The organism is Xylophilus rhododendri (assembly GCF_009906855.1).
In the GTDB taxonomy this organism is placed as follows: Bacteria; Pseudomonadota; Gammaproteobacteria; order Burkholderiales; family Burkholderiaceae_C; genus Xylophilus; species Xylophilus rhododendri.
Map to the genome: position 1 here is coordinate 4274395 of NZ_CP047650.1, position 25291 is coordinate 4299685.

Annotated in this window: 17 protein-coding genes; 4 read left to right on the forward strand and 13 right to left on the reverse strand. The window is 70.1% G+C overall.

Annotated features, from left to right (window positions below; translation table 11 throughout):
- Positions 1-18: 18 nt before the first annotated feature.
- From GT347_RS19735 to GT347_RS19750, 4 genes are all read right to left on the reverse strand, one after another.
- Positions 19-1026: a hypothetical protein gene (locus GT347_RS19735; protein WP_160553827.1), complete on the reverse strand. Its 1008-nt coding sequence runs from the start codon at positions 1024-1026 to the stop codon at positions 19-21.
- Between the two features lie 170 nt (positions 1027-1196).
- Complete coding sequence (gene sctC, locus GT347_RS19740; protein WP_160553828.1) at positions 1197-2924, reverse strand: type III secretion system outer membrane ring subunit SctC; 1728 nt, start codon at positions 2922-2924, stop codon at positions 1197-1199.
- Between the two features lie 169 nt (positions 2925-3093).
- Positions 3094-3600, reverse strand: coding sequence for a dihydrofolate reductase (locus GT347_RS19745; protein WP_160553829.1), 507 nt, complete (start codon positions 3598-3600; stop codon positions 3094-3096).
- Between the two features lies 1 nt (position 3601).
- Positions 3602-4450, reverse strand: a complete 849-nt coding sequence (locus GT347_RS19750) for a thymidylate synthase (RefSeq protein WP_160553830.1) — start codon at positions 4448-4450, stop codon at positions 3602-3604.
- 39 nt (positions 4451-4489) lie between these two features.
- On the opposite strand from GT347_RS19750, the gene GT347_RS19755 reads away from it, so the two are divergent.
- The gene (locus GT347_RS19755; protein WP_160553831.1) at positions 4490-6796 is read left to right on the forward strand and encodes a DEAD/DEAH box helicase; all 2307 of its coding nucleotides are present in this window, start codon (positions 4490-4492) and stop codon (positions 6794-6796) included.
- Between the two features lie 7 nt (positions 6797-6803).
- Here GT347_RS19755 and GT347_RS19760 read toward each other — a convergent pair whose 3' ends face one another.
- From GT347_RS19760 to GT347_RS19775, 4 genes are all read right to left on the reverse strand, one after another.
- Complete coding sequence (locus GT347_RS19760; protein WP_229722391.1) at positions 6804-7295, reverse strand: chemotaxis protein CheW; 492 nt, start codon at positions 7293-7295, stop codon at positions 6804-6806.
- A gap of 65 nt (positions 7296-7360) precedes the next feature.
- The gene (locus GT347_RS19765; protein WP_160553833.1) at positions 7361-7990 is read right to left on the reverse strand and encodes an FMN-binding negative transcriptional regulator; all 630 of its coding nucleotides are present in this window, start codon (positions 7988-7990) and stop codon (positions 7361-7363) included.
- A gap of 68 nt (positions 7991-8058) precedes the next feature.
- On the reverse strand, positions 8059-9114 hold the full coding sequence (locus GT347_RS19770; protein WP_160553834.1) for a LacI family DNA-binding transcriptional regulator: 1056 nt from the start codon (positions 9112-9114) through the stop codon (positions 8059-8061).
- 111 nt (positions 9115-9225) lie between these two features.
- A complete protein-coding gene (locus GT347_RS19775; protein WP_160553835.1) occupies positions 9226-11427 on the reverse strand; it encodes a TonB-dependent receptor in 2202 nt (733 codons plus the stop codon).
- A gap of 277 nt (positions 11428-11704) precedes the next feature.
- Here GT347_RS19775 and GT347_RS19780 point away from each other — a divergent pair, with 277 nt between their 5' ends.
- Complete coding sequence (locus GT347_RS19780; RefSeq protein WP_160553836.1) at positions 11705-12289, forward strand: fasciclin domain-containing protein; 585 nt, start codon at positions 11705-11707, stop codon at positions 12287-12289.
- Positions 12290-12302: 13 nt separating this feature from the next.
- On the opposite strand, the gene yccS is transcribed toward GT347_RS19780, so the two are convergent.
- The 4 genes from yccS to GT347_RS19800 all read right to left on the reverse strand — a co-directional run bounded on the left by yccS (position 12303) and on the right by GT347_RS19800 (position 17441).
- Positions 12303-14522, reverse strand: coding sequence for a YccS family putative transporter (gene yccS, locus GT347_RS19785; protein ID WP_160553837.1), 2220 nt, complete (start codon positions 14520-14522; stop codon positions 12303-12305).
- A 55-nt stretch (positions 14523-14577) separates the two neighbouring features.
- The gene (nrdR, locus tag GT347_RS19790) at positions 14578-15030 is read right to left on the reverse strand and encodes a transcriptional regulator NrdR (RefSeq protein WP_160553838.1); all 453 of its coding nucleotides are present in this window, start codon (positions 15028-15030) and stop codon (positions 14578-14580) included.
- Between the two features lie 21 nt (positions 15031-15051).
- On the reverse strand, positions 15052-16296 hold the full coding sequence (gene glyA, locus GT347_RS19795) for a serine hydroxymethyltransferase (protein WP_160553839.1): 1245 nt from the start codon (positions 16294-16296) through the stop codon (positions 15052-15054).
- Between the two features lie 272 nt (positions 16297-16568).
- Entirely contained in the window at positions 16569-17441 is an 873-nt protein-coding gene (locus tag GT347_RS19800) for a lytic transglycosylase domain-containing protein (protein WP_160553840.1), read from the reverse strand.
- Positions 17442-17903: 462 nt separating this feature from the next.
- Here GT347_RS19800 and GT347_RS19805 point away from each other — a divergent pair, with 462 nt between their 5' ends.
- On the forward strand, positions 17904-21554 hold the full coding sequence (locus tag GT347_RS19805; protein WP_160553841.1) for a DUF748 domain-containing protein: 3651 nt from the start codon (positions 17904-17906) through the stop codon (positions 21552-21554).
- A 216-nt stretch (positions 21555-21770) separates the two neighbouring features.
- On the forward strand, positions 21771-24470 hold the full coding sequence (locus tag GT347_RS19810) for a DUF349 domain-containing protein (RefSeq protein ID WP_160553842.1): 2700 nt from the start codon (positions 21771-21773) through the stop codon (positions 24468-24470).
- 99 nt (positions 24471-24569) lie between these two features.
- Here the strand turns inward: GT347_RS19810 and efp are convergent, their stop codons facing one another.
- Positions 24570-25124: an elongation factor P gene (efp, locus tag GT347_RS19815; RefSeq protein ID WP_160553843.1), complete on the reverse strand. Its 555-nt coding sequence runs from the start codon at positions 25122-25124 to the stop codon at positions 24570-24572.
- Positions 25125-25291 lie beyond the last annotated feature (167 nt).

The following is a 25291-nucleotide window of genomic DNA, read 5'->3' on the forward strand; positions in this document are numbered from 1 at the left end:
GCAGCGGCGCGCTCGCTCCTAGCCGGAGATGCTGGGCCAGCCCCAGCCGAGGGATTGCGGCAGGTGGTGCTGCGCCAGCAGCATCTGCACCTGGGCGAATCCTTCGCCGGTGCGGGCCTGCAGGCGCTGCAGCCTGTGCATCAGCTGCGCCATCTGCGCCTGGGACGCGGCGGCCATCTGTGGCGTGTACTGGCCGAAGGGGCTGTCGTACTGGCTGGCCAGGTTCATCGGCACATAGCCCTGCTGGTAGAGGTTGTTGGCGGCCTGGTTGTTGCGGGTCTGTTCGTCGAGGCGGTTCAGGCCGTACTGGTCGTGCACGATCTGGCCGTTGCTGGTGTCGATCAGCTGGCCGTTGCGGATGCCGACCCAGGCGGGTGCGTAGTTGCCGAACTTGCTCAGGGCCTGGTCGGCCATGAATTCGCTGGCGTAGCTGGAGTCCAGCGGCGTGACGCCGAGCTTGCCCGGCCCGCTGATGCCGCTGACCACCGCACCGGTGCCGTCGGGCGACTGAATGGCCACGGTGTCGAGGTAGTCGGCCTTGCCGGCGACCGCCGCGCCACCCGCGCCATTGCCCATCAGCATGCGGATGCGGGTGCCGTCCTGCAGCTGGATGCCCAGGTTCTCGTGCGAGGTGCCGATGTCCTGGCCGTTGACGACGTTGTGCGGGTCGCCCCATTCCTTGAAGCTGTAGCTCTGCTGGGTACCGTCGGCGTTCTGCACCAGCATCGACTGGTCGGCCTTGTTGAAGGTCAGCTTGTTGTTGCCGGCCAGGATGACGGCGCTGGTGTCGGTCTGTTCGGCGATCTGGGTCTGCGCCGGAACATGGTTCTCGTAGCGCGTGTTGCCGTCCATGCGCCAGCCGTAGGGGTCGCGGCTGCTGCAGCGGCGCTGGATTTCCGCCTGGTTCTGGTTGAAGAAATTGCGGTGCCGCTCGCTGTGGCAACCCTGGGCGCGCCGGCGCACGGATTCGTAATTGCCCGCGTAGTCAGGCCTCGCCGCGAAGGACGAGTAGTTGGGCGCAAACATGTTGATAACGTTAAGCATAGAACCTCATGGATGGATGGAACTGCGCGACCCCGTGGGGCTGGGACCGGCCGGGGCGGGACCGGTTTGAATTTCGCTGTCCTCGGGGTCTGGCCGATCGGGCAAAGCGAAACGAAGTTCGTGAACCGGAAGGATTTCGCTTCGTGCGATGCTCAGTCCAGCACCCGCGGCGTGACCAGGAACAAGCGTTCGGTGCGGTTGCGGCTGACGCTCTTCTGCCGGAAGGCGGCGCCCACCACCGGCAGGTCCTGCAGCAGCGGCACGCCGCTGTTGCGCTCCTCGGTGCGCTCCACCGTGTGGCCGGCCAGCAGCAGGCTTTCGTCCTGCCGCACGAAGGCCTGGGTGCCGATCTGGCTGCGGCTCACCGTGGGCAGACTGTCGACCGTTTCGGTGGTGGAGACCTGGCCGTCGTCGATGCGCACTTCGAGCCGGATGCGGTAGCCGTCGGCCTCGCGCGTGGCGGTGGGCGTGACCTTCATGTCGAGCCCGGCCGAGACGTTGTAGAGCGATGAGCTCTGGTAGCCCGGCACCTTCACGTAGAAGGTCTTCTCGCTGCTCATCACCGCGGCGATGTTGTTGAGCGTGGCCACCCGCGGCTGCGAGCTGATGCGGGCCTGGCCCTGCTGCTCCAGCGCGGCGATGCGTGTCAGCAGCGCCTGGCCGGAGTTGCCGATGATGGCCGTCAGCAGGCCGCCCTCGGTGGCCTTGGTCGCGATGCTGGAGGCGCTGCCGCCCAGCAGGTGTCTGCTGCTCAGGTTCCAGTCCACGCCGACCTCGCGCAGCGCGCTGTCGTCGATGTCGATGATCTGCACCGCGATCTCGATCATGCGGGGCTGGGTGTCAAGGCTGGCGATCAGGGCCTCGTAGGCCGGCATGCGTTCGGGCAGGTCGCGCACCACGATGTTGTTGCCGTCGGCGTCCGGCAGGATCACCGGCAGGGATTCGTCCTCGCGCTCCTCCTGCTCCGATGCGCCGGCCAGCGGCGCGGGTGCGGTGGGGGCGAAACCGGAGGTGCCGGCGCCGCTGCCGGCCGGCGCGCCGCCTGTTGTCGCCGCCGTGGCCGGTTTGGGCTGGATGTTGAAGGTCCGCCGCAGGGCCAGCGAGCCGGTGTCCACAGGGCTTTCCTGCTGGGCCGATCCCAGCGCCGGCGCCACCCGGTCGGACAGCGAACGCTCCGAGCGCAGCAGGCTGGCGCCGGCCCCGCTGTTGCCCTGGCCGCCCTTGTTGTAGAGCTCCTGCAGCAGCGAGGCGATGCCGGGCTGCACCTCGCCGTCGGTGCCGGGCCGGTCGGCGGCGCGGGTGTAGCGCAGCGGGAAGATACGGGTAACCGAACGGCCGCCGGTGCGGGTGCGTTTTTCCAGCTGGATGGAGATCTCGCGGATCACGTCCACATACTCCTGCGGCCCGACCACCAGCGCGGTGTTGGCGATCTCGTCGTAGACGATGGGAAAACGCGGCTCGCTCACGTTCATGCGCTCCAGCGTCTCGCGCAGCTGCCGGACCCGGGCATAACTCAGCTGTACCAGCGTGCTGTGCATGCCCTGCGAGGCCGACACATGCAGCACCGCGCCGTTGTAGTAATAGACGAAGCCGTAGGACAGGGCCAGCAGGTCGATGAACTGGCGCGGCGTGAGGTCGAACTTGCCGACCACCGAGCCCTCCACCTCCGGCGCCACCGCCACCACCATGCCCTGGCTGGCGCCGAAGTCGCGCAGCACTTCGCGGATCGGCTTGCCGTCCACCACGTATTTGAAATTGGCACTGCGGAATTTCAGCGGCGCGGCCTGTGCCAGGCAGGCGGCCATTCCCATCCACAACACCAGCGCCAGCCGGGCGCCCCTGTCCATGCGGCGCGACCCCGGCGCCTTGCGGTTCTGCATCACGTCTCCCGTTGCGGCTATCGCGGAGTGCGAAGCGCCGACGGGGAGTAGGCCCGCGGAGGGCGAAGCGGATGTTCGTTAAAACGAAGTGCGCCGGCCCAAAGCCGAAGGCGGTGCATCTGAAAAGCGAAGCCGCCGATGCGAAGGGCAGCCGGCGGGCCTGCGGCGGTCAGGCGGCCGTTTCGTTTCTCTCGTAGCGGACGAAACTGAAGTCCAGGCCGTCGGCGGACCGGCCGTCTTCGCGCGACACCGCCCGCCAGGCTGTGGGCTCCAGCACCGGCGCCAGGGCGTCGCCCGCGAAGTCGCGGTGGATCTCGGTGACTTCCACCGCATGCGCGAAGGGCAGGGCCTCCGCGTAGATCTGCGCGCCGCCGATCACCCAGACGACCGGGGCGTCGGCGCACAGGGCCAGCGCCTCGGCCAGGCCCGCGGCGGCCTCGGCGCCATCGGCGGCCCAGCCGGGTTGGCGGGTCAGCACGATGTTGCGGCGGCCGGGCAGGGGGCGAAAACGCGGCGGCAGCGAATCCCAGGTCCGGCGGCCCATGAGGACCGGGCAGCCGCGGGTGAGCGTGCGGAAATGCGCCATGTCCTCGGGCAGGTGCCAGGGCAGGGCGTTGTCGAGGCCGATCACGCCGTTGGCGGCGCGGGCGAAGATCAGGTGGACACGCGCGGCCACGTCAGACGGCGACGGGTGCCTTGATGGCGGCGTGGCTCTGGTAGCCCTCGATGGCGAAGTCCTCGAACTCGTAGTCGAAGATCGAATCGGGCCGGCGGTGGATCTTCAGCGTCGGGTAGGCGTAAGGCGTGCGCGAGAGCTGCTCGGCCACCTGCTCCCGGTGGTTGGCGTAGATGTGGCAGTCGCCGCCGGTCCAGATGAACTCGCCCACGTCCAGGTCGCATTGCTGGGCCACCATATGGGTCAGCAGGGCATAGCTGGCGATGTTGAAGGGCACGCCCAGGAAGATGTCCGCGCTGCGCTGGTAGAGCTGGCAGCTGAGCTGGCCCCGGCCGCCGGCTTCCTGCGCGGGCGCCACGTAGAACTGGAAGAAGGCGTGGCAGGGCATGAGCGCCATCTTGTCGAGGTCGGCCACGTTCCAGGCGCTGACGATGATGCGGCGCGAGTCGGGGTTTTTCTTGAGGGTGTCGATGACCTGGGCGATCTGGTCGATGTGGCCGCCGTCGGGCTTGGGCCAGCTGCGCCACTGCACGCCGTAGATGGGGCCGAGTTCGCCGTCCTCGCCGGCCCATTCGTCCCAGATGCTGACGTTGCGCTCCTTGAGCCAGTTGTTGCTGGACGATCCGGTGAGGAACCACAGCAGCTCCTGGATGATGGAGCGCACATGCACCTTCTTGGTGGTGACCAGCGGAAAGCCTTCGTTCAGGTCGAAACGCATCTGGTAGCCGAACACGCTGGTGGTGCCGGTGCCGGTGCGGTCGGCCTTCTGCACGCCGTGGGCGAGCACGTGGCGGACGAAGTCCTCGTATTGGGTGCGGACGGGCCGGGGGCTGGTTTCGGTGCTGGGCATGGTCTGCGGATTTTAGAACCGCATGGACAATGCCTGCCGATGCCAAAGGACTTGCCCGACCGCCACCATTTGTTCCTGCGCACGCTCTCCCGCGGCGAGGGCCTGCTGGGCATGGAGCCATCGCAGGATTTCGCCCCACGCGGCGGGCAGGTCACGGTCGTCTGGATGGACGGGGACGACGGCCCGCTGCAGGCCCTGGGCTTTTCGCCCATCCCGCTGGAGCGCCTGCAGTGGCGCGGCCCGCAGGCGGCGGAGGATGCGCTGGGTTCGAACCCGCCCCGGCTCTGGTCCCTCAAGCGCGAGGAAGACTTCGGCGACTTCTACGTGGACCGCGTGCCCCATCTGCGCGACCGCGGCTGGCAGGTCACGACCTGGCCCGGCTTCGCCCACGAGCCGATGCCGATCGCCGCCTGGCGTCTGCTGCTGGCCGGCGAGGAGGCCGAGGGCTCGGCCGCCATCGCGCCCGGCGGCCTGTCGCTGAACCGGCGCGAGGGTTCCTGGCTGCTGTCGCTCGGCGTGGAAGTGGAAGGCCAGACGCTGGACCTGGCGCCGCTGCTGGGCGCCCTGCTCAAGCGCGACGCCCGCTGGCGCGACAAGGCCGCGCTGGAGGAGATCGACGACGAGGAGGGCATCCGCCTGCGTATGCCCGGCGGCCGCCATGTGGAGGCGCCGGCTGCGCCGCTCAAGGCCATCGTCGGCGCCATGCTGGAACTGCTGACCGACCCGCGCCGGGCGGCCGGGCCGCTCAAACTCTCGACCTGGGATGCCGGCCGTGTGCAGGCCCTGCGGCTGGCCCTGGCGGCCAGCCAGCCGCGCCGCGCCGGTCCGGCCGGTGCCTGGGCCCTGCAGGGCGAGGAGGGCCTGAAGCTGCTGGGCGAACGCCTGCGCGCCGCAGGCAAGCCCGAACCCGTCGAGCCGCCGCACGGCCTGGGCCTGAGCCTGCGCGGCTACCAGGTCGAGGGCCTGGCCTGGCTGCAGCACCTGCGTGCGCAGGGGCTGGCCGGCATCCTGGCCGACGACATGGGCCTGGGCAAGACGGCCCAGGTGCTGGCCCATCTGCTGCTGGAGAAACAGCAGGGCCGCGCCGACCGGCCCTCGCTGGTGGTAGTGCCCACCTCGCTGGTCTTCAACTGGCTGGCCGAGGCGCGCCGCGTGGCGCCGGAGCTGCGGGTGCTGGCCCTGCAAGGCCCGCAGCGCCATGCGGACTTCGCCGCCATGACCGCCCACGACCTGGTCATCACCACCTACCCCCTGGCCTGGCGCGACCTGGACCGGCTGCGGCCCCAGCCCTGGCACCTGCTGATGCTGGACGAGGCCCAGGTCACCAAGGACGCCACCGGTCGCGCCGCCCGCGCCATGCGACGGCTCGACGCCCGCCACCGGCTGTGCATCACCGGCACGCCGCTGGAGAACCACCTGGGCGAGCTGTGGTCGCAGTTCGACTTCCTGATGCCGGGTTTCCTCGGCGACAGCAGCACGTTCCAGCGCCTGTGGAAGAAACCGATCGAGGTCGGCGGCGAGACGGCGCGCGCCGACCTGCTGGCCCGCCGCATCCGGCCCTTCATCCTGCGCCGGCGCAAGCAGGACGTGGCGCCGGAACTGCCGCCGCGCGTGGAGAGCATCGAACGGGTGCCGCTCCTCGGCCAGCAGCGCATGCTGTACGAGAGCGTGCGTGCGGCTGCCGACCAGCAGGTGCGCCGGGTGCTGCAGCGGGTGGGTTTCGGCGGCGCGCAGATCGCGGTGCTGGATGCCCTGCTCAAGCTGCGCCAGGTCTGCTGCGATCCGCGCCTGATGCGCGGCGAGGCCACGCCCCCCGGCATGGAGCGCGCCAAGCTCGACCGCCTGTGCGAGATGCTGCCGCCGCTGGTCGAGGAGGGCCGGCAGGTGATCGTGTTCTCGCAGTTCACCGCCTTGCTGCGGCTGGCGGGCGAGGCGCTGTCGGAGTTGCCGCTGCCCTGGCTGTCCCTGACCGGCGACACGCCGCCCGAGGAGCGTGGCGCCCTGGTCGCCCGCTTCCAGGCGGGCGAGGTGCCGGTGCTGCTGGCCAGCCTGAAGGCCGGCGGCACCGGCCTCAACCTGACGGCGGCCGACACCGTGATCCACCTCGACCCGTGGTGGAACCCCGCCGTGGAAGAGCAAGCCACCGCGCGCGCCCATCGCATCGGGCAGACCCGCACCGTCTTCGTCTACCGGCTGATCGCCGAGGGCAGCATCGAGGAGCGCATGCGCGAGCTGCAGGCGCGCAAGGCGGCGCTGGCGGCGGGCATGCTGGGGGCGGACCTGGAGGGTGTGCCCAAGTTCGGCATCGAGGAAGTCGAGGGCCTGCTGGCGCCGCTGGACACTTGAGCCCTGCTTACTGCCTGGCGATCGTGCTCAGGCCGGTGCCGGCCAGCAGGTTCTCGATGTCGATCAGCACCAGGGTGCGTTCCTTGCCCTCGGTCTGCACCGAGGCGATGCCGCTGATGAAGCTGCCTTCGGCGGTATGGGCCATGGCCGGCGCGGCCTTGATGTGGCCGGCCTGCAGGTCGACCACGTCGGACACCGCATCGACGATCACACCCACGATCAGGTCACCGACGTTGAGCACCACCACCACGGTGGAGGGGCCGAACTCCGCCTCCGGGCAGTTGAGCTTGAGCCGCAGGTCCACGATGGGCACGATCACGCCGCGCAGATTGGTCACGCCCTTGACGAAAGGCGGCGCGTTGGCGATGCGGGTGGGTTCCTCGTAGGAACGGATCTCCTGGACCTTGAGGATGCCGATGGCGTATTCCTCGGCGCCGAGGCGGAAGGTGAGGTATTCGCCGGCCAGGCGCGCGGGGTCGAAGGAAGAGGTGGAAAGCATGGGCGCCTCGGAATGGGAGATGGGCGAGTGTGACATCGCCCGCGCCGCGCGCGGCAGGCGTGGTCTCAGGAGCCGCCGGCCGCCCGCATCGCGGCGGACACCGTCGTCTCGCCCCGCTGCTGCAGTCCGTCGGCCGCGCCCAGCCGGTCGCGCGCCTCCTTGTTCTGGCTGAGCTTGGACTTGCCGACGATGCGGCCGATCTCGATCTCCACGCCCACGATGGCCTTGAGCATGCCGTCTATGAATTCGGGCGCCGAATCGCCCATGCGCCAGGGCCGCGGCTGATCGGCTTCGTGGGTGCGGGTGAGCCGGGCGAGCACGCCGCGCAGGAACTTCTCGTCGTCCTGGAAACGCAGGACGCCGTGCACATGCACCACCTGGTAGTTCCAGGTCGGCACCTGGCGGTGCGCCTCGTGTTTGCTGGGATACCAGTTGGGCGAGATGTAGGCATCGCCGGCACGGAAGATCACCAGCACCGGGCTGCCGTCGGCCACCTCCTGCAGGATGGGATTGGCCCGGGCGACATGGCCGATCAGCCGGCCGTGCGGGCCGCTGTCCGCATCGAATTCGAAGGGCAGGTGGTTGGCATCCGGGCCGTCCGCGCCCTGGGTGACCAGGCTGGCGAAGGGGTGCTCCCGGAGGATGCGGTGCAGCTCGTCGGGCTGCGTTTCGGCGAAGTGGGGCGGGATGTACATGGTCCGGCTATTGAAGCATCGAAGACCGGTCGCCCGCAGGACCGCATCCCGCTGTGCGAGGGAGCCAATCAGGCGCTGTGCCGGCGCACGATCTCGAAGCCGATGTCCAGGCGATGCTTTTCGGCTTCGCGCCGCTCGGCCCGCGCCATCACCCACTGCGCGGCCGTGCGGCCGATGGCGGCGCCGTCGACTCGCACGGTGGTCAGGGCGGGCGCGGTGTCGGCCGCGAAGGCCAGGTCGCCGAAGCCCATCACGGCCAGGTCCTGCGGCACCCGCAGGCCGCGTTCGCGGGCTTCGATCAGCACGCCCAGGGCGATCATGTCGGTGCTGCAGAAGACGGCGTCGGTGCCGGGATGGCGGGCCAGCAGTTCGCCCAGCGCGCGGCGGCCGGCGCCCAGCGGGGCGGGGGCGTGCACCTGCACCGTGGGCAGCGCGGCCTGGGCGCCGAGCAGGCCGTGCGTGCGCAGCCGCGCGGCGAAGGCCTCGGCACGCCGGCCGGCACGCGGATCGTCGCCGGTCAGCAGGGCGGGGCGGCGAAAGCCCTGCTCGAAGAAGTAGTCGGCCACGGCGGCGCCGATGGCGGCGTGCGAGAAGCCGATCAGCATGTCGACCGGGTCCTCGCTCAGGTCCCAGGTCTCGACCACCGGCAGGCCGCTGCCGGCCAGCAGCGCGCGGGCGGCGGGGGATTCGACGATGCGGGTCAGCACGATGCCGTCCGGCCGGCGGCCGATCAGGTTGAGCAGCACGGCCGCCTCGTCGGGTTCGGCGAAGCCGCTTTCGCCCAGCATCAGCTGGTAGCCCTGGCCGGCCAGGGTCTGGCTGAGGGCTTCGATGGTCTGCTGGAAGACCGGGCCGGCGATGGCCGGCACCAGCGCGGCGACCAGCCGGCTGCGGCCCGAGGCCAGCCCGCCGGCCAGCAGGTTGGGCACATAGCCGACCTGGGCGATGGCCTGGCGCACCAGGGCGACGGTGGCGGGCGGCACCGAGGCGGGGGCGTTGACGACGCGGGAGACGGTCTGGGCGGAGACGCAGGCCACGCGGGCCACGTCCGCCAGGGTGGCGCGGCCGGAGCCGCGGCGCGGGCGGCGCGCCGGGGCGGGCGGCAGGGTGGCTTCTTCGGACATCGGGCGGGCGCTTTCCTGAAGGCTGGCGCTGCCGGGAAACGGCGACGCGGCGCGGATTCTAGAGAAGCCGCGCCGCGCCGAAGGGAGAGCGGGCCGCCAGGCCCTGCCGGATCAGAAGTCGAAGGTGGCGCTGAGCACGGCGGTGCGCGGTGCGCCCAGTACCAGGTAGCCGTTGCCGGAGTAGCCGCCGGCCGAGGCCCAGTAGCTGCGGTCGGCCACGTTGTTGATGCGGCCGCGCAGGGTGACGGCACGGCCCATCACCTCGGTGGTGTAGCGCACGCCCAGGTCCAGGCGGGTCCAGCCGGGCACCTTCAGGGTGTTGGCGGCGTCGGCGTAGAACTTGCCGGTGGTGATCAGCTGCGAATCGACGGCCAGGCCGCGCACGCCGGGGATGGCCCATTCCACGCCGATGTTGGCCTGGGCATCGGGCACGCCGATCACCTTCTTGCCGTTGGTGGCGCCGCCGGCGGTGCTTTCCTGCTTGGCGTCGAGGAAGGTCACGCCGCCCAGCACCTTCAGGCCGCGCATCGGCTCGCCGAAGGCGGTCAGTTCCACGCCCTGGTGCCTGTCCTCGCCGGCCACGCTGTAGATCTTGCTGGTCGGGTCCAGGTAGCCGCTGGGCTTCTTGGTGGTGAAGTAGGCCGCGCCGGCGCCGAGGGTGCCGCCGTCGTACTTCACGCCGATCTCCTTCTGCTTGGAGACATAGGGCGAGAACAGCTGGCCGACGTTGACGGCGGTGCTGGGCGCGGCGGTGGCGGCGGCCAGGCTCTCGATGTAGTTGGCGTAGACCGAGACGTCCTTGCGCAGCTTCCACACGCCGCCGACCACCGGGGAGGTGCGCGACTTGTCGTAGCTGTCGGTCTGCGCGCCGGTGTTGTAGTTGTAGCCGCGGGTGTCGATGCTCTGGTGGCGCACGCCCAGGGTGAGCAGCACGGTGTCGTCGAGGAAGGACAGGGTGTCGCCGATGGCGAAGCTGTCGAACTGGTTGCGGGTGGTGGTCAGCGGGTTGCTCAGCACGCCGCCGGTGAAGCCGGTGGTGGCGGGCATGGCCAGGCCGGGCGCGCTGTAGAGGTTGGTGGCCAGGCCGCCGATGGGGCTCCAGGCGTAGGCATTGCGCGAATCGAGGCGGTAGGTGGAGGCCGAGGCGACCAGGGTGTGGCCGACCGCGCCGGTCTGCAGCCTGGCGCGCAGGCCGGCTTCGGCGCTGTCGACATCGTCCTTGCGGTAGTTGTCGGCGCGGTAGGTGGTGCCGGCGCCGGTGCTGGCGTCGTTCACCGTGAGGTTGGCCAGGGAGTTGGCTTCGGTGCTGCGGCGTCCGCCGTAGGCGGCCCAGCCGGTGACCTGGGAGTTGAAGTCGTATTCGGCGCGCAGGGTGCCGAAGGTGTCGCGCTCGTTGGAATAGGACCAGGGCTGCGCCCAGTTGGCGGTGCTGTCGGGGGCGCGCGGGATGCTGGTCAGGCCGACACCCGGCGTGACGTTGGTGCGGGTCTGCGAGAGCTTGTTGTTCTGGTAGCCGATGTCGGCCGACAGGCGCAGGTCGCGGCTGTGCCAGTCCAGGCCCACGGCGAACACGTCGAGCTTGGCCTGTTCACGATCAACGCCGGTGCCGCCTTCGTGGTGGGCCGCGTTCAGGCGCACGCCGGTGGCGCCGTCCGGTCCGAAGCGGCGGGACAGGTCCACGCCCGCGCCCTTCTGGCCGCCGGTGCCGGTGCTGAGGTTGACCTGGTTGAGGTCCTCGTTGCCGGCACGCTTGGGCATCAGGTTGATGGTGCCGCCGATGCCGCCGCCGCCCGGGGCCGCGCCGGTCAGGAAGGTGCTGGCGCCGCGCAGCACTTCGACCCGCTCGAACAGCTCGGAGGCCACGTACTGGCGCGGCAGCAGGCTGTAGAGGCCGTTGTAGGCGATCTCGTCGGAGCCCAGCAGGAAGCCGCGGATGAAGTAGGACTCCTGGAAGTTGCCGAAGCCGCGCGCCACCCGCACCGAGGGATCGTTCTTCAGCACGTCGGCCACGCTGCGGGCCTGCTGGTTCTGGATCAGCTCGTTGGTGTAGCTGGTGACGGCGAAGGGGGTGTCCATGTAGTCCTGGGTGCCCAGGAAACCGATGCGGCCGCCGCGCGCCACCTGGCCGCCGGCGTAGGGCTTGCTCAGGCCTTCGGCGGAGGCGTCGGCCGAGGCGTTCACGGTGACGGTCTGCAGCGTGCCGGTGGTGGACGCGGAGCCGGCGGCGGTCTGGGCTTGGGTGGCGGCGGCGGCCAGCGTCAGGAAGGCGGCGACGGCCAGGGGCGTGAGGGCGGATGCGGGACGGTTTTGCATGGACATGATGCGAACAGCTGCTTGTTTTGGAGGAATGGAACGCAAATGAGAACGTGTTGCATTCTATAAGTCGAGTTGTTGCAAACATGCCACTGGCGACCATGAGCGGGCGGCATTTCACGCACTGGATACAGGCGAAAAGGGCGGATCGCGCGTTCATCGGCCGTGGGGCCGGGCTGCGGCGGTCCTACAGGCAGCCGTCCCGGTGTCCTGCGCCGCGGCCAGGGGCGCGTGCCTAGGGTCTGAACCTTTCGCACATCCCTGGAAGGACTTCTTGATGAAAAAACTGATTCTGGCCGCCGGCGTCGCCGCCCTGCTGTCCGCCTGTGCCGGCGGCATGGGTTCCAACACCAGTTCGGGCGCCATGGGCTCCGGCGCCTCCGTGATGGTGGGCGGCGCGGCCATGCTGCCGACCCGCGACATCATCGACAACGCCGTCAATTCCAAGGACCACACCACCCTGGTGGCCGCCGTGAAGCAGGCCGGTCTGGTGGATACCTTGAAGGGCCCGGGTCCGTTCACCGTGTTCGCACCGACCAACGCGGCCTTCGACCAGCTGCCGCCCGCCACCCTGCAGGCGCTGATGCAGCCGGTGGGCAAGCCCGCGCTGGTGCGCCTGCTGGGCTACCACGTGGTGCCGGGCCGGCTCGACTCCAACGCGCTGGGCCAGCAGATCCGCGCCGGCGGCGGCGTGGCCACGCTGAACACCGTGGCCGGCGTGCCGTTGCGGGTGCGCATGGACGGCGCCAACATCGTGCTGCAGGACGCGCAGGGCTTCACCGCGACGGTGACCACGCCCAATGTCTACCAGTCCAACGGCGTGATCCACGTGGTCAACCGGGTGCTGATCCCCGGCAACTGAAGCCCGCGGGCTGTCAGCCGCGCGCCTTGCCGGGCGCCGGCTGGACCAGGCGGGCGACCGCCTTCTGCAGCAGCGGCAGCTGCCGGCTGACCAGCGCCAGCTGCGCGGAGGCGACGGCGTCTTCCTGCTGCTCCAGCGATTCCGCCAAGGCCAGCGCCTCCTCCTCGGCCTGGGGCGAGAGCAGGCCCGCATCCTTGTCGCGCAAGGCCTGCGCCAGCCGGTTCATCTGCGCCGCCAGCTGTTCCGATACTTCCCCGAAGCGCGCCTGCCCGGCCGCTCCCCCGCCTTCGCCCCGATGGGCGCCCAGTGCCGACACATAGTTGAGCAGCGTGTGCGACTGCACCAGGAAACGGATGCCCGCATCGATGCCGCCGCGTGTCAGGCCAGGCTCCTGCAGCACATGGGAGACGGCGGTGGAGAGCGCCGCATCGGCATCGTGCGCATTGCGCCGCGCCACCCGGTAGGCCAGGTCATCGCGTTTGCCGGCGCCGATCTGCGCGGCGATGGCCTGCAGGTAGCGCGCGGCGGTCGTCAGCGCCAGCGCGGCGGCGGGCCGCAGCCGGCGGGCGCGCCAGTCGGGCAGGATGCCGATCACCGCGACCGAGGCGATCAGCGCGCCCAGCAGGGTGTCGATCATGCGCGGCACGATCAGGGCGGCGCCGTCGCTGGTCTGGTTGTTGCCCAGCAGCACGACCAGGGTGACGGCGGCGGTGGCGAAGCCGTAGCGGGTCTTGTTGAAGGCGAAGAACACCATGCCGGCCGCCACCGCGATCGCCGCCTGCACCAGCAGGTCGGGAAACAGCCGCAGCACGGCCCAGCCGGCGATCAGCCCACAGAAGGTACCGATCACCCGCTGCAGCACCCGCTTGCGGGTGGCTCCGTAGCTGGGCTGGCAGACGAAGAGGGTGGTCAGCAACACCCAGTAGCCGTGGTCGGCATGCATGAAGCTCAGCACGCAGAAGGCGGCGGCCAGGGCCAGCGCCAGCCGCACGGCATGGCGGAAGACCGGCGCCTGCAGCCGCAGCTGGCCGCGCACCCTGGCGAAGACCTCGCCCAGCGTGCGCGGGGTGGAGTCGAACAGCGTCTCGCCCAGGCTCACCGGCTCGGGCCGGCCGGCGCTGGCCAGCTGCAGGTCGAGGGCCGAGAGGTTCTGCTGCAGTGCGCGCAGCGAGCGCAGCTGGCGCGCACGGCGGTTGGCCGGGGTGGCGGCGGTCTCGCAGGGCTGGGTCTGTTCCAGGTGGTCGAGCGCGCCCTGCAGGTCGTCCAGGGCCAGGGCGCTGGCGCCGTCGTCGGCATGGTCGCGTTTCAGGCGGATCGCCTCGGCCACGTCGGCGCAGGCGCTGCCCTGCAGGGCCAGGGTGCGCTGGCAGCGGAACATCACGTCGCTGTGATAGAAGGCGTCGGTCAGCTCGGCGTAACCCACGTGGGAGGAGCTGGCGCGCTCATGCACGTCCTGGGCGATGAAGTACTGGGCCAGCAGCAGCCGGCTTTCCTGCTTGCCGATGTCGGGCGGCACGCCGGTGCGTGGATCGACCGGCGGCAGGCGGCGCAGCAGCGCGTCCTTGGCCAGGTTGAGCGCCTGCACCACGTCCACGTTGCGGTGGGCCAGGGCGATGCGGCGGCGTTCGATGTCCACCCCGCGCACCGGCTCGAACATCGACGCCTTGAGCCACAGGTACTGGCCCAGCGTGTCGTACACCTGGGCGATGCGCCGGCGCACCGGCTGCAGCGCGAAGACCGCCGCCCAGCCCACCGACAGCACGCTGTACGCCGCCGCGCCCGCCATCAGCAGGCCGACCTGCAGCCAGCGCGACTCGTCGCCATGGTGTTCCCGCCCGGTGGCGCTGTAGACCGACAGCACCAGGGTGGACCAGGCGATGGCCCGGTAGCGCTCGCTGATGGCGCTCAGCAGGGTCAGCGCGAAGGCCGCGGCGCAGAGCAGTCCGGCGAACAGCCAGTGCCGGTCGAACACCCATTGCACGGTGGAGGCCGCCACCAGGAAGCAGACCAGGGTGGCGATGACGGTGCGCAGCCGGCCGCGCCAGCCGTCGTCGGTATCGCCGATGCCGCTGGCGATCACGCCCAGGAACATCGGCATCACATAGTCGAGGCGGTTGTAGTGCCAGCAGGCCGCCATGATGGCGGCGAGCACGATGCCCACACGTGCACTCATCACGGCGGCATCCTGGGTCCACAGGCGTTGGAGGAACGTGTGGGGGGCGGAGCGGAACATCGGGAACAGGGGAGCAGGAAACCGGAAGGCGGACGCAAGAAGCGTGCGCGTGCCCTCAGGTCCTCACGACTTCATCGACCAGGGTCTTGAATTCGTCGATGTCCTCGAAGCTGCGGTAGACGCTGGCAAAACGCACATAGGCCACCTTGTCCAGCCGCCGCAGCTCGCGCATGACCAGCTCGCCGAGCTTGTTGGAGGCGATCTCGCGCATGCCGGTGGTCAGCAGCGCTTCCTCGATGCGTTCGACGGCGCTGTCGACCTGCTCCACGCCGACCGGGCGCTTGCGCAAGGCCAGGTCCATCGAAGCACGCAGCTTCTCGGGCTTGAAGTCGACCCGGCGGCCGTCCTTCTTCACGATGGCCGGAAAGCTCAGGTCCGGCCGCTCGTAGGTGGTGAAGCGTTTGTCGCAGGCGCCGCAGCGCCGGCGGCGCCGGACGAAAGTCGCGTCCTCGGCCACCCGGGTGTCGATCACCTGGGTGTCGGGGTGGGCGCAGAAGGGGCACTTCATCCGGCGCTGCTTTCGGCCTGCTTACTTGTAGACAGGGAAACGCGAGGTGAGGGCATGGACCTTCTCGCGCACCGCGGCGATGTTCGCCTCGTCGCGCGGGTTGTCCAGCACGTCGGCCACCAGGTGGGCGGTGGCGCGGGCTTCCGCGTCCTTGAAGCCGCGGGTGGTCATGGCCGGGGTGCCGATACGCACGCCGCTGGTCACCATCGGCTTTTCCGGGTCATTGGGGATGGCGTTCTTGTTGATCGTCATGTGGGCGCTGCCCAGGACGGCCTCGGCTTCCTTGCCGGTGATGCCCTTGGCGCGCAGGTCGACCAGCATGACGTGGCTCTGCGTGCCGCCGCTGACGATGCGCAGGCCGCGCTCGGTCAGCGTCTCGGCCACGATGCGGGCGTTGGTGACGACCTGCTGCTGGTAGGCCTTGAACTCCGGCGCCATGGCTTCCTTGAAGGCCACCGCCTTGGCGGCGATCACATGCATCAGCGGGCCGCCCTGCAGGCCGGGGAAGATGGCGCTGTTGATCGCCTTCTCGTGCTCGGCCTTCATCAGGATGATGCCGCCGCGCGGGCCGCGCAGGCTCTTGTGGGTGGTGGAGGTGACGATGTCGGCATGCGGCACCGGGTTGGGATAGACACCCGCGGCGATCAGGCCGGCGTAGTGGGCCATGTCCACCATGAAGATCGCGCCGACTTCCTTGGCGATCTTGGCGAAACGCTCGAAATCGATGTGCAGGCTGTAGGCCGAGGCACCGGCCACGATCAGCTTGGGCTTGTGTTCGCGCGCCTTGGCTTCCATGGCGTCGTAGTCGATGGCTTCGTTCTTGTCGAGGCCGTAGGAGACCACGTTGAACCACTTGCCCGACATGTTCAGCGGCATGCCGTGGGTGAGGTGGCCGCCTTCGGCCAGGCTCATGCCCATGATGGTGTCGCCGGGCTTGAGGAAGGCCAGGAACACGGCTTCGTTGGCCGAGGCGCCGCAATGCGGCTGCACGTTGGCGGCGTCGGCACCGAAGATCTGCTTGATGCGGTCGATCGCCAGCTTCTCGGCGATGTCCACGAACTCGCAGCCGCCGTAGTAGCGCTTGCCGGGATAGCCCTCGGCGTACTTGTTGGTGAGCTGCGTGCCCTGGGCCCACATCACCGCGGGAGACGCGTAGTTCTCGCTGGCGATGAGTTCGATGTGCTGTTCCTGGCGGAGGTTCTCGGCCTGGATGGCGGCGAAGATTTCGGGGTCGGCTTGTTCTACGAGGATGGAACGGTCGTACATGGCGTGGCAGTCCTTCAATGAAAGTCCCTGTATGGCTACGAGGGCTGCCCAGGCGAACGGCTGAACGCTTCGGACGCCGGCCAAAAAAGCCGACCTTCCGGGCGGCACGCTTCCCAGTGGTTGTCGGGGCTAGTCGCCCCGCATGGATTCCACGTCAGCGGCAGTGCGGCCCTGTGGGCCCACCGCGCCTATCGCCAGTCGCGTGCGGGCGCAATTTTAGCGGCAAAAGAAAAGGCCCCATGAAGGGGCCTTGGCGACAGGGAGCGGTCTGCTCAGTGCGGCACGGCGGTATCGAAGTCGCCGAGCGCGGCCACCTTGTCGGCCACCGCCTGGGCCGGCTCCACATTGGAAGGCGAGGCCACCGGCAGCGGTGCGGCCGGCCGCACCGAGGGCAGGGCGGGCGCGGGGGCGGCCGGCGTGAAGGTGGGCACCGAGCGGCCGGCGGCTACGGCCAGTAGGCGGCTGTGTTCGGCCATCACCTTGGCGACATAGCCGCCGTCCTCGATATTGGCCGCGCCCACGTAGTAGCGCAGGCCGCCTTCGAGCGAGCCGGCCTTGCCTATGCATTCCTGCAGCACCCGCACGCCCACCCGCAGGTTGGTCACCGGATCGAAGGCGGCGAAATGGCCGCCGAAGTTCTGGTACTTGTCGCTGTGCACATTGGTCATCACCTGCATCAGCCCCTGCGCGCCGATGGGGCTCTGGGCGAAGGGGTTGAAGCTGGATTCCACCGCCATCACGGCCAGGATCATGGTCGGGTCGAGCTTGTTCTTGGCGCCCAGGCTGAAGGCCTCGGCCACCAGCGCGCTGATCGGCTCCGGCGCCACGCTGTACTTGCGGCTGAGCCAGTAGGCCACGGCGGCCTGCGCCTTGGGCAGCTCCTTGGGGTTGGCGGCCGTGGCGCGGTCCACCGCGCCGAGCTGCAGCGGCATGCCGAGCAGGGCGGCCTGGCGCTCCTGCAGCCAGCCGCGCAGCTGGTCCTCGCCGGCGTTGCGCAGGTCCGGGCGGGCGCCCAGGATCGCCACGGCCAGCACGGTGAACAGGCCCAGCATGGCAAAGCTGTTGTGGGTGATTTCGAAGAAGCCTTCGGCGACGTCGGAGGCGAAGGTCCGCAGTCCTGAAAACGTCTTGTCCAATGCGTTCATCGCAGTGTTCCTTTTCTACGCGGGGGCCCTCCTACGGAACGCGACCCTGAAAGGGCGTGCGCGACGGATGGAAGGAGTGCCTCGTTTTGATCGGATCGCAGTCGGTGCGCGCGGTCGCCCAAAAAAACAGGGGGCGACGGATGAGGCGGCAGACCGAACCTGGCCACGCAAGTTGCGCGGCAGCGGGATGTAAGCCTCTTCCCGAAAGGAAGGGCGGGGCGGATTCTAGGGTCTCAAAATATCAGGTCAAGTATATAAACCGAACTTTTTATTCCGAAAACGCGGTTTTACAGGGGAAATTGTCGATTTTTTACGCGCCTTGTCGGTGTCCGTCGTACAGGCCGATAGGACTATTGCTGTCCGTGCGGGCCGCCGGGACCGTGCAGCGCGGCGCACGGGCCGGCTGCTTTGTGGTTACGCTTGGTCATGTCTTTGTCTTTCCCGCTACGTCGCCGGGCCTGCTTGCGCGCCGCGATCTGGATCCTGGCCGGTCTCGCCCTCCTGCTGCTCCTGGCCTGGGGCGGCATTCCACCGCTGGCCCGCTGGCAGATCGAGGCCCGCGGCACCGAGATGCTGGGGCGTGCGGTGCATGTGGAGCGGGTGCGTTTCCTGCCGTGGAAACTGCAGACCATACTGGAAGGCCTGGAGGTCGCCGGCCTGCCGGGCAGCCCGCCGCAGCTGCGGGTGGACCGGGTGCAGTTCCGCACCGCGCTGTCCTCGCTGTGGGAGGGCGCGCCGGTGATCGAGGGGCTGGCGATCGAGGCGCCGCAGCTGCGCCTGGCCCGGCTCGGCAGCGGGCATTACGACATCGACGACCTGGTCCAGAAACTCGCCACGCCCCAGGAGCCCGCCCGGCCGGCCGCGCGTTATGTGCTGCGCAATCTGCGCTTGAGCGGCGGCACGGTCGATTTCGAGGACCGCGCCGCCGCCGGCGTCCCGGCCCTGCACACGGTGCGCGAGCTGCAGCTGTCGCTGCCGGCGATCAGCAGCCTGAGCGCCGACCGCGAAGGCGAGGTGGCGCCGGTGCTGGCCTTCACGCTGGACGGCAGCCGCTTCGACAGCCAGGCGCAGGCCCTGCCTTTCGCCGAACTGCGCAAGGGCGAGGCGACGCTGAAGGTGCAAGGCCTGGACCTGGCGCGGCTGCGCGGCTACTGGCCGGCGGGCCTGCCGCTGCAGCCCAAGGCCGGCATGCTGGATGCCGAACTCACTCTGCGTTTCGCGCAGGCCGCCAAGCCGGCCGATACGGCGCTGGACATCGCCGGCAGCCTGCATTTCCAGAAGCTGGCGCTGCAGGCGGCGGATGGGCGCGAGGCCCTGTCGGTCGATGCACTCCAACTCGACATCGCCCAGCTCGCGCCGCTGCACCAGCGGCTGCGGCTGGACAAGCTGGAGATCACCGGCCCGAAGCTGGACATCGCCCGCGACGCCGCCGGCCGCATCGACCTGATGCCGGCCGCGGCGCCCGCCGCGCCGGGTGCTGCCAGTGCTGCCGCGGCGCCGGCCTGGCAGCTGGAGCTGGCACGGCTGGTGGTGCACGGCGGGCAGCTGCGCTGGGGCGATGCGAGTGTCGGCCCGCCGGTGGCGCTGGCCTTGCAGCAGCTGGAACTGGACGCCTCCGCCATCGCCTGGCCGCAGGCCGCATCGACTGCGCCCGCCGAGCTGCAGGGCAGCGCCTCGCTGGCCGGCCCGGGCAGCGCGCCGGCACGGCTGGAATGGTCGGGCACGGCGGCGCCGGCGCAGGGCAGGCTGCAGATCCAGGCGGCCGCATTGCCCCTGGCCTGGGCCCGGCCTTATCTGCAAGGGCGCCTGCGGCCGGACTTGCGCGGCACGCTGGCGCTGCAGGGGTTGGTGGGCTGGAACGGCGCGGCAGTCACGGCCGAGGGCATGCGCATCGCGGTCGATGACCTGGCCCTGGTGCAGAACGGCAAGACGCTGGCGGGTGCCAAGCGGCTGGCGCTGCAGGACCTGCGCCTGGACACGGCGCGCCGCAGCGTCTCGGCCGCCACGCTGGAACTGAACGCGCCGGTCGGGCTGCTGGCCCGCGACGCCCGCGGCGGCTGGAACTTCGCCGACTGGTGGGCCACCCCGACAGCGCCCGGCGCCGCGCCGTCCGCAGCGAAAGACGTGGCTCCGGCCTGGACCATCGCCCTGGCCGGCCTGCAGATCGACCAGGGCCGCTTCGGCTGGCGCGATGCCTCGGCCGGCCGGCCGGTGGCCCTGGACCTGAGCGATTTGCGGTTGCGGGTGCGCGACCTCGCCTGGCCGATGCCGCGCGGCGGCCGCACCCTGCCGCTGGAGCTGGACAGCAGCATCGCCGCCGGCCAGACCCCTGCCGCCACCTTGCGTTTTCGCGGCAGCCTGCGCCCCGATCCGCTGCTGCTGGACGGCCGGCTGGACGCCAGCCGCCTGCCGCTGCAGGCGCTGGAGCCCTATATCGGCGACCGCTTCAATGTGCAGCTGGTGCGCGCCGACCTGGGTTTCGCCGGCAGCCTGCGTGCGGCCCTGGCGCCCGCCGGCCTGCAACTGGAAGCCTCTGGCCAGGTGAGTGTGGAGAACGGCCGCGTCGACAGCGCCGTGCCCGATGCGCCGGCCAGCGCGGCCGCGCCCGCCACGACGCCACGCACGGGGGTGCTGACGCCGGGCTACCGCCGCTCCAACAGCCTCTTCACCTGGAAGACCCTGCAGATGCGCAACGCCACCCTGCGCCTGGCGCCGGGCAAGCCGCTGTTCTGGGGCGTGCACGAGATCACCCTGGGTGATTTCTTCGCCCGGCTGGCGATCAACGAAAACGGCCGGCTCAACCTGCGGGATCTCACGCGCACCCCGGCCGCCGGTGCCGCACCGGCCCGGCCCGCAGCGGCAGCGGCTTCAGCACCGGCGCCGGCTTCGGATGCGCCCGAGCTGCATTTCGGCCAGATCCACTTCGCCAACGGCCGGGTGCAGTTCACCGACAACTTCATCAAGCCTTCCTATTCCGCCTCGCTGAGCGAACTCGAAGGCGTGCTCGGCGCCTTCGACTCGGTGGGCGCCGTCTATGCCGAGCCGGCCATGGCCACGCTGGCGCTGCACGGCAAGGCCGAGGGCACGGCCACGCTGAATATCGAGGGCAAGCTCAATCCCCTGGCCAACCCGCTGGCGATCGACCTGGTGGCCAAGGTCGACGACCTGGACCTGCCGGCGCTCTCGCCCTATTCGGTGAAATACATGGGCCACGGCATCCAGCGCGGCAAGCTCGGCATGTCGGTGCACTACCGCATCGAGCCGGACGGCCATCTGACGGCCGACAACTCCCTGGTGCTGCGCCAGCTGGTGTTCGACGAAGAGGCCCAGGGCGGCAGCAGCCTGCCGGTGCGCCTGGCCGCCGCCCTGCTGGCCGACCGCAACGGCGTGATCGACCTGAACCTGCCCATCAGCGGCTCGATCAACGATCCGCAGTTCAGCCTGGCGCCGGTCATCGGCAAGGCGCTCGTCAACCTGGTGGTGCGGGCGGTGACTTCGCCCTTCTCGCTGATCTCCAGCGTGTTCTCCGGCGGCGCAGGCAAGGCCGAAAGCTCCACCGTGGCCTTCGCGCCCGGCAGCGCGGAACTCGACGGCACGGCCCGCCAGGGGCTCGATACCGTGGCCGACGCACTCAAGGCCAGGCCGCAGCTGCAACTGACGATCGCCGGGTCGGCCAGCCTCGATGCCGAGCAGGAGGCCATGCGCCGCGAGCGCCTGCGCCAGCTGGCCCGGGGCGAGAAACGCCGCGCGCTGATCGCCGCCGCGCCGGCGCAGGCCGCGCCGCCGCTGGCGCAGGTGACGGTCAGCGATGCCGAATACCCGGCCCTGCTGCGCAAGGTCTACGCCAGCACCGACATGCCCAAGCCGCGCAACTTCATCGGCATGGCCAAGGACGTTCCGGTGGACGAGATGGAGCGCTTGCTGTCGGCCCAGGTGGACGTCGACCAGGGCACGGTGCGCAACCTGGCCCTGCAGCGCGGCGGCGCGGTGCGCGACTACCTCGCGGCCAAGGGCGTGCCGGTGTCGCGGGTATTCCTGGGCGCGGTCCGGCTCGACGACGGCGACCGGGCGGACTGGAAGCCCGGCGCCCAGCTCCGGCTGTCGGCCGACTGAAAAACATGGCTTGAAAAACAGAGTTCCGCACACCAGCTTTTGGGTTCCCGCGCACGCTGTTTCAACCGGTCATCCATAGACTTCCAAATCCCGGCGAAAATAGACGGTTCCGCGCAATTGGCCCCACGCCGGTTGCGACCTCGCGAGCAGCGCGCCGCAGCCGGCAAAAACGGCCGGCGCTTTTCTCTGCCCCCTGCACCTCATTCCTCTCGAACCATGTCCGACGCATCCGACGCGAACCAGGCTCCGGCCAAGAACACCGAGGCGCATCCTCTCGACGCGCTGACCGGCGGCGCGTTCTCCGCCCCCACGTCCGGCGAGCGCGCAGCGCGCGTGCGCGAATGGCTGGCCGGCAATCCCGCCGCCGAACAGATCCAGGAAGTCTTCAAGGAACTCAGCGTGCGCGACAAGGGCGCCGCCCGTGCCCTGCGTGAACGCCTGGACGAACTCAAGCGCGCCAAGGGCCAGGAAGCCATCGCTGCCGAATGGGCCGAAAAGGCCCAGGCGATGCTGGCCGCGCCCAAGCTCAACATCGCCGACGCCATGGCCTGGCAGCGCGACGCCGCCAAGGCCGGCGCGCCGCTCAGCCGCGAGCCGCTGGCGGGCCTGAAGACCCAGCTGGCCGAGCGCCTGCGCACCATCGAAGACCTGCAGCACCGGGTGCAGGTGCAGCGCGAAGCCGCCGTGCTGCTCTCGCAGCGCATCGACGTGCTCTCCACCAAGCCCTGGCGCGACGCCGCCACCGCGCTGGACACCCTGCGCAACGACGTGGCGCACTGGCAGCAACAGGCCGAAGGCCTGATCGGCGACCCGAGCTGGGCCAGCGTGGAAGCGCGTTTCCCGCCGCTGCTCGAAGGCTCCAAGGCGCAATTGCTGGTCGTGTGGGACGCCTTCCAGGCCGCGCTCGCCCTGACCACCGCCGCCGCCGAAGACAGCAATGCGGCCCTGCCGCCGGTGCCCGTCTGGGCCGATGAGATCACCGTGGCCCGTGGCGGCACGCCGCTGTCGCAGCAGTCCGCGCAGCCGGAAGCCGCCGTCGCGGCAGCCCCCGCGCCGCGTGCACCGCGTGCGGTCGATCCGGCCCAGCGCGAGAAGGCCGAGGCCGCCGTGGGCGAAGCCCTGGCCAAGCTGGAGAAGGAAACCGCCGAAGGCCACGGCAAGGCCAGCGCCGGCGCCGCCGCCGCGCTGCGCGCCGTGCTGAAGGAACATGGCCGTCATGTGAGCGACGCCGTCGAGGCCCAGGTGCACACCGCGCTGACGGCCGCCGGCGAACTCGAAGGCTGGTCGCGCTGGCGTGCCGACCAGCTGCGCGAGGAACTGGTCAACAAGGCCGAAAGCCTGATCAAGCGCCCCGAAGGCCAGGCCCTGGGCGGCCGCAAGATGCAGGAAAGCCTGCGCCAGCTGCGCGAGGAATGGAAGAAGACCGACCAGACCGGCCCGGCCAACCACGCCCTGTGGAAGCGTTTCGACCACGCCTGCAACGAGGCCCACAAGGTCGTCGAGGCCTGGCTGGACAAGGTCAAGGCCGATGCCGCCGAACACCGCGGCGCCCGCCTGGCGCTGATCGAGGAACTCAAGGCCTGGGGCGCCGCGCAAGCCGGCACTTCCGACCTGAAGGGCCTGCAGCGCGGCCTGCACCAGTTCGCCGACCGCTGGCGCGATGCCGGCCACCTGAGCGAGAAGGCCTTCGCCGAAATCATGCCGCAGTGGAAGCAGGCCTTCGCCGCCGCCGCCACGCCGCTGGAGAACGCGCAGAAGGAAAGCATGGACCGCCGCCAGGCGCTGATCGAGGAAGCCGGCGTGCTGTCGGCCGCGCCGCAGCTGCGCATCGACGCGGTGCGTGCGCTGCAGCAGCGCTGGCAGGCCGAGGCGCAAGCCGTGCCGCTGGACCGCCGCCAGGAGCAGAAGCTCTGGGACGCCTTCCGCAAGCCGCTCGACGAAGCCTTCCAGCGCAAGGGCGCCGAGCGCGAGAAGTCGCAGGGTGCGGTGAGCGATCACGACCGTGCCGTGCTGCAGGCCTCCGACGCGCTGCGCGCGGCCAACGACAGCGGCGATGCCCAGCGCATCCGCCAGGCCATGGCCGAGCTGGACGCGGCCATCCGCGGCCAGAAGGCGGCCGTTGCCGCCGCGGCTTCGGCTGCATCCGCTCCTGGCGAGACCGCCGCGGCACCGGCGCCCGCTGAAGGTGAAGCCGCAGCGACCGGCGAGGCAGCTGCCGAAGGCGGCGAAACACCCGCAGCACCCACACCCAAGGCCCCGCCCAAGCCGGTCGTGGCCGTGCGCCGTGCCGACGACCGTCCGGGCGGCGTGCGCGCCGAGCCGGCCGCCGCCGGCCGTGGCGGCAAGTTCGGCAGCCGCGATGGTGGCCGGGACGGCGGCCGTCCGGGCGGCCGTGGCGACGACCGTGGCGCACGCCCCGGCCGTTTCGGCGACGCACCGCGCGAAGAGCGCGGCCCGCGCCTGGGCGACGCCGCCTTCCGTGCCCAGCGCGACGCGCTGGAGAACGCCCAGGCGGCCCTGCGCAAGCTGGCCGCACAGGCCCATGGCGAAGCGCTCACCCAGCTGCTGACCGCCTGGGAACAGCGCGACCCGGCCCAGCTGCCGAATGCCCAGGCCTTCGGCGGCCGCGTCACCCCCGCGGTGCGTGGTGCCTGGGCCCAGGCCCTGGGCAACAGCACGCCCAAGGCCGCGCCGTCGGAAGCCCTGCTGCGCCTGGAAATGGCCGCCGAAGTGCCGACCCCGGCCGAGCAGCTTTCCGAGCGCCGCATGCTGCAGCTGCAGCTGCTGACCCGCCGCAACGACCCCGCACCGGTGCAGACCTGGGGCGAGGATGCCGCCAAGGTGCTGGCCGGCCCGAGCGACGCGAACAGCGCCCGTCGCCTGCAGAACGCCCTGAAGGCGCTGCTGCGCAGCTGATGCGCTGGACATCCGGGCCTTCGGGCCCGGCCCAAAAAGAAAGGCTCCCTCGGGAGCCTTTCTTTTTGGGGGAACGCCCGGCAGAAGCCGGGACGGCCCTCAGACGCGCTTACGGTATTCGCCGGTGCGGGTGTCGATTTCGATGCGGTCGCCTTGCGCGACGAACAGCGGCACCGGGATTTCGAAGCCGGTGGAGATCTTGGCGGGCTTCAACACCTTGCCGGACGTGTCGCCCTTGACGGCGGGTTCGGTCCAGGTGATCTCGCGCTCGACGCTGGTCGGCAGTTCCACCGAGATGGCCTTGCCGTCGTAGAACACCACTTCGACGGCCATGCCGTCTTCGAGGTAGTTCAGCGCGTCGCCCATGTTCTCGGCTTCGACTTCGTACTGGTTGAACTCGGTGTCCATGCAGACGTACATCGGATCGGCGAAGTAGGAGTAGGTGCACTCCTTCTTGTCCAGCACGATCTGGTCGATCTTGTCGTCGGCCTTGAAGACCACTTCGGTGTTGAAGTTGGCGATCAGGCTCTTCAACTTCATGCGCACGGTGGCGCTGTTGCGGCCGCCGCGGCTGTACTCGGTCTTCAGGACGACCATCGGATCCTTGCCGTGCATGATCACGTTGCCGGCGCGGATTTCTTGAGCGATTTTCATAAAAGGCTTGTCTGGTGGTTGGCCGCGGGGCGCGGCGGGCCCTGGGTAACGGTTGCGGACGACGGCCGCGCGGATTGCGCAAAACCTCATCCGAACAGCGGGCGGTCGATTTCGAAAAGCCTACGATTTTAGCGTGCCTTCACGACCCCGGGGCATTTGAGGCAGAC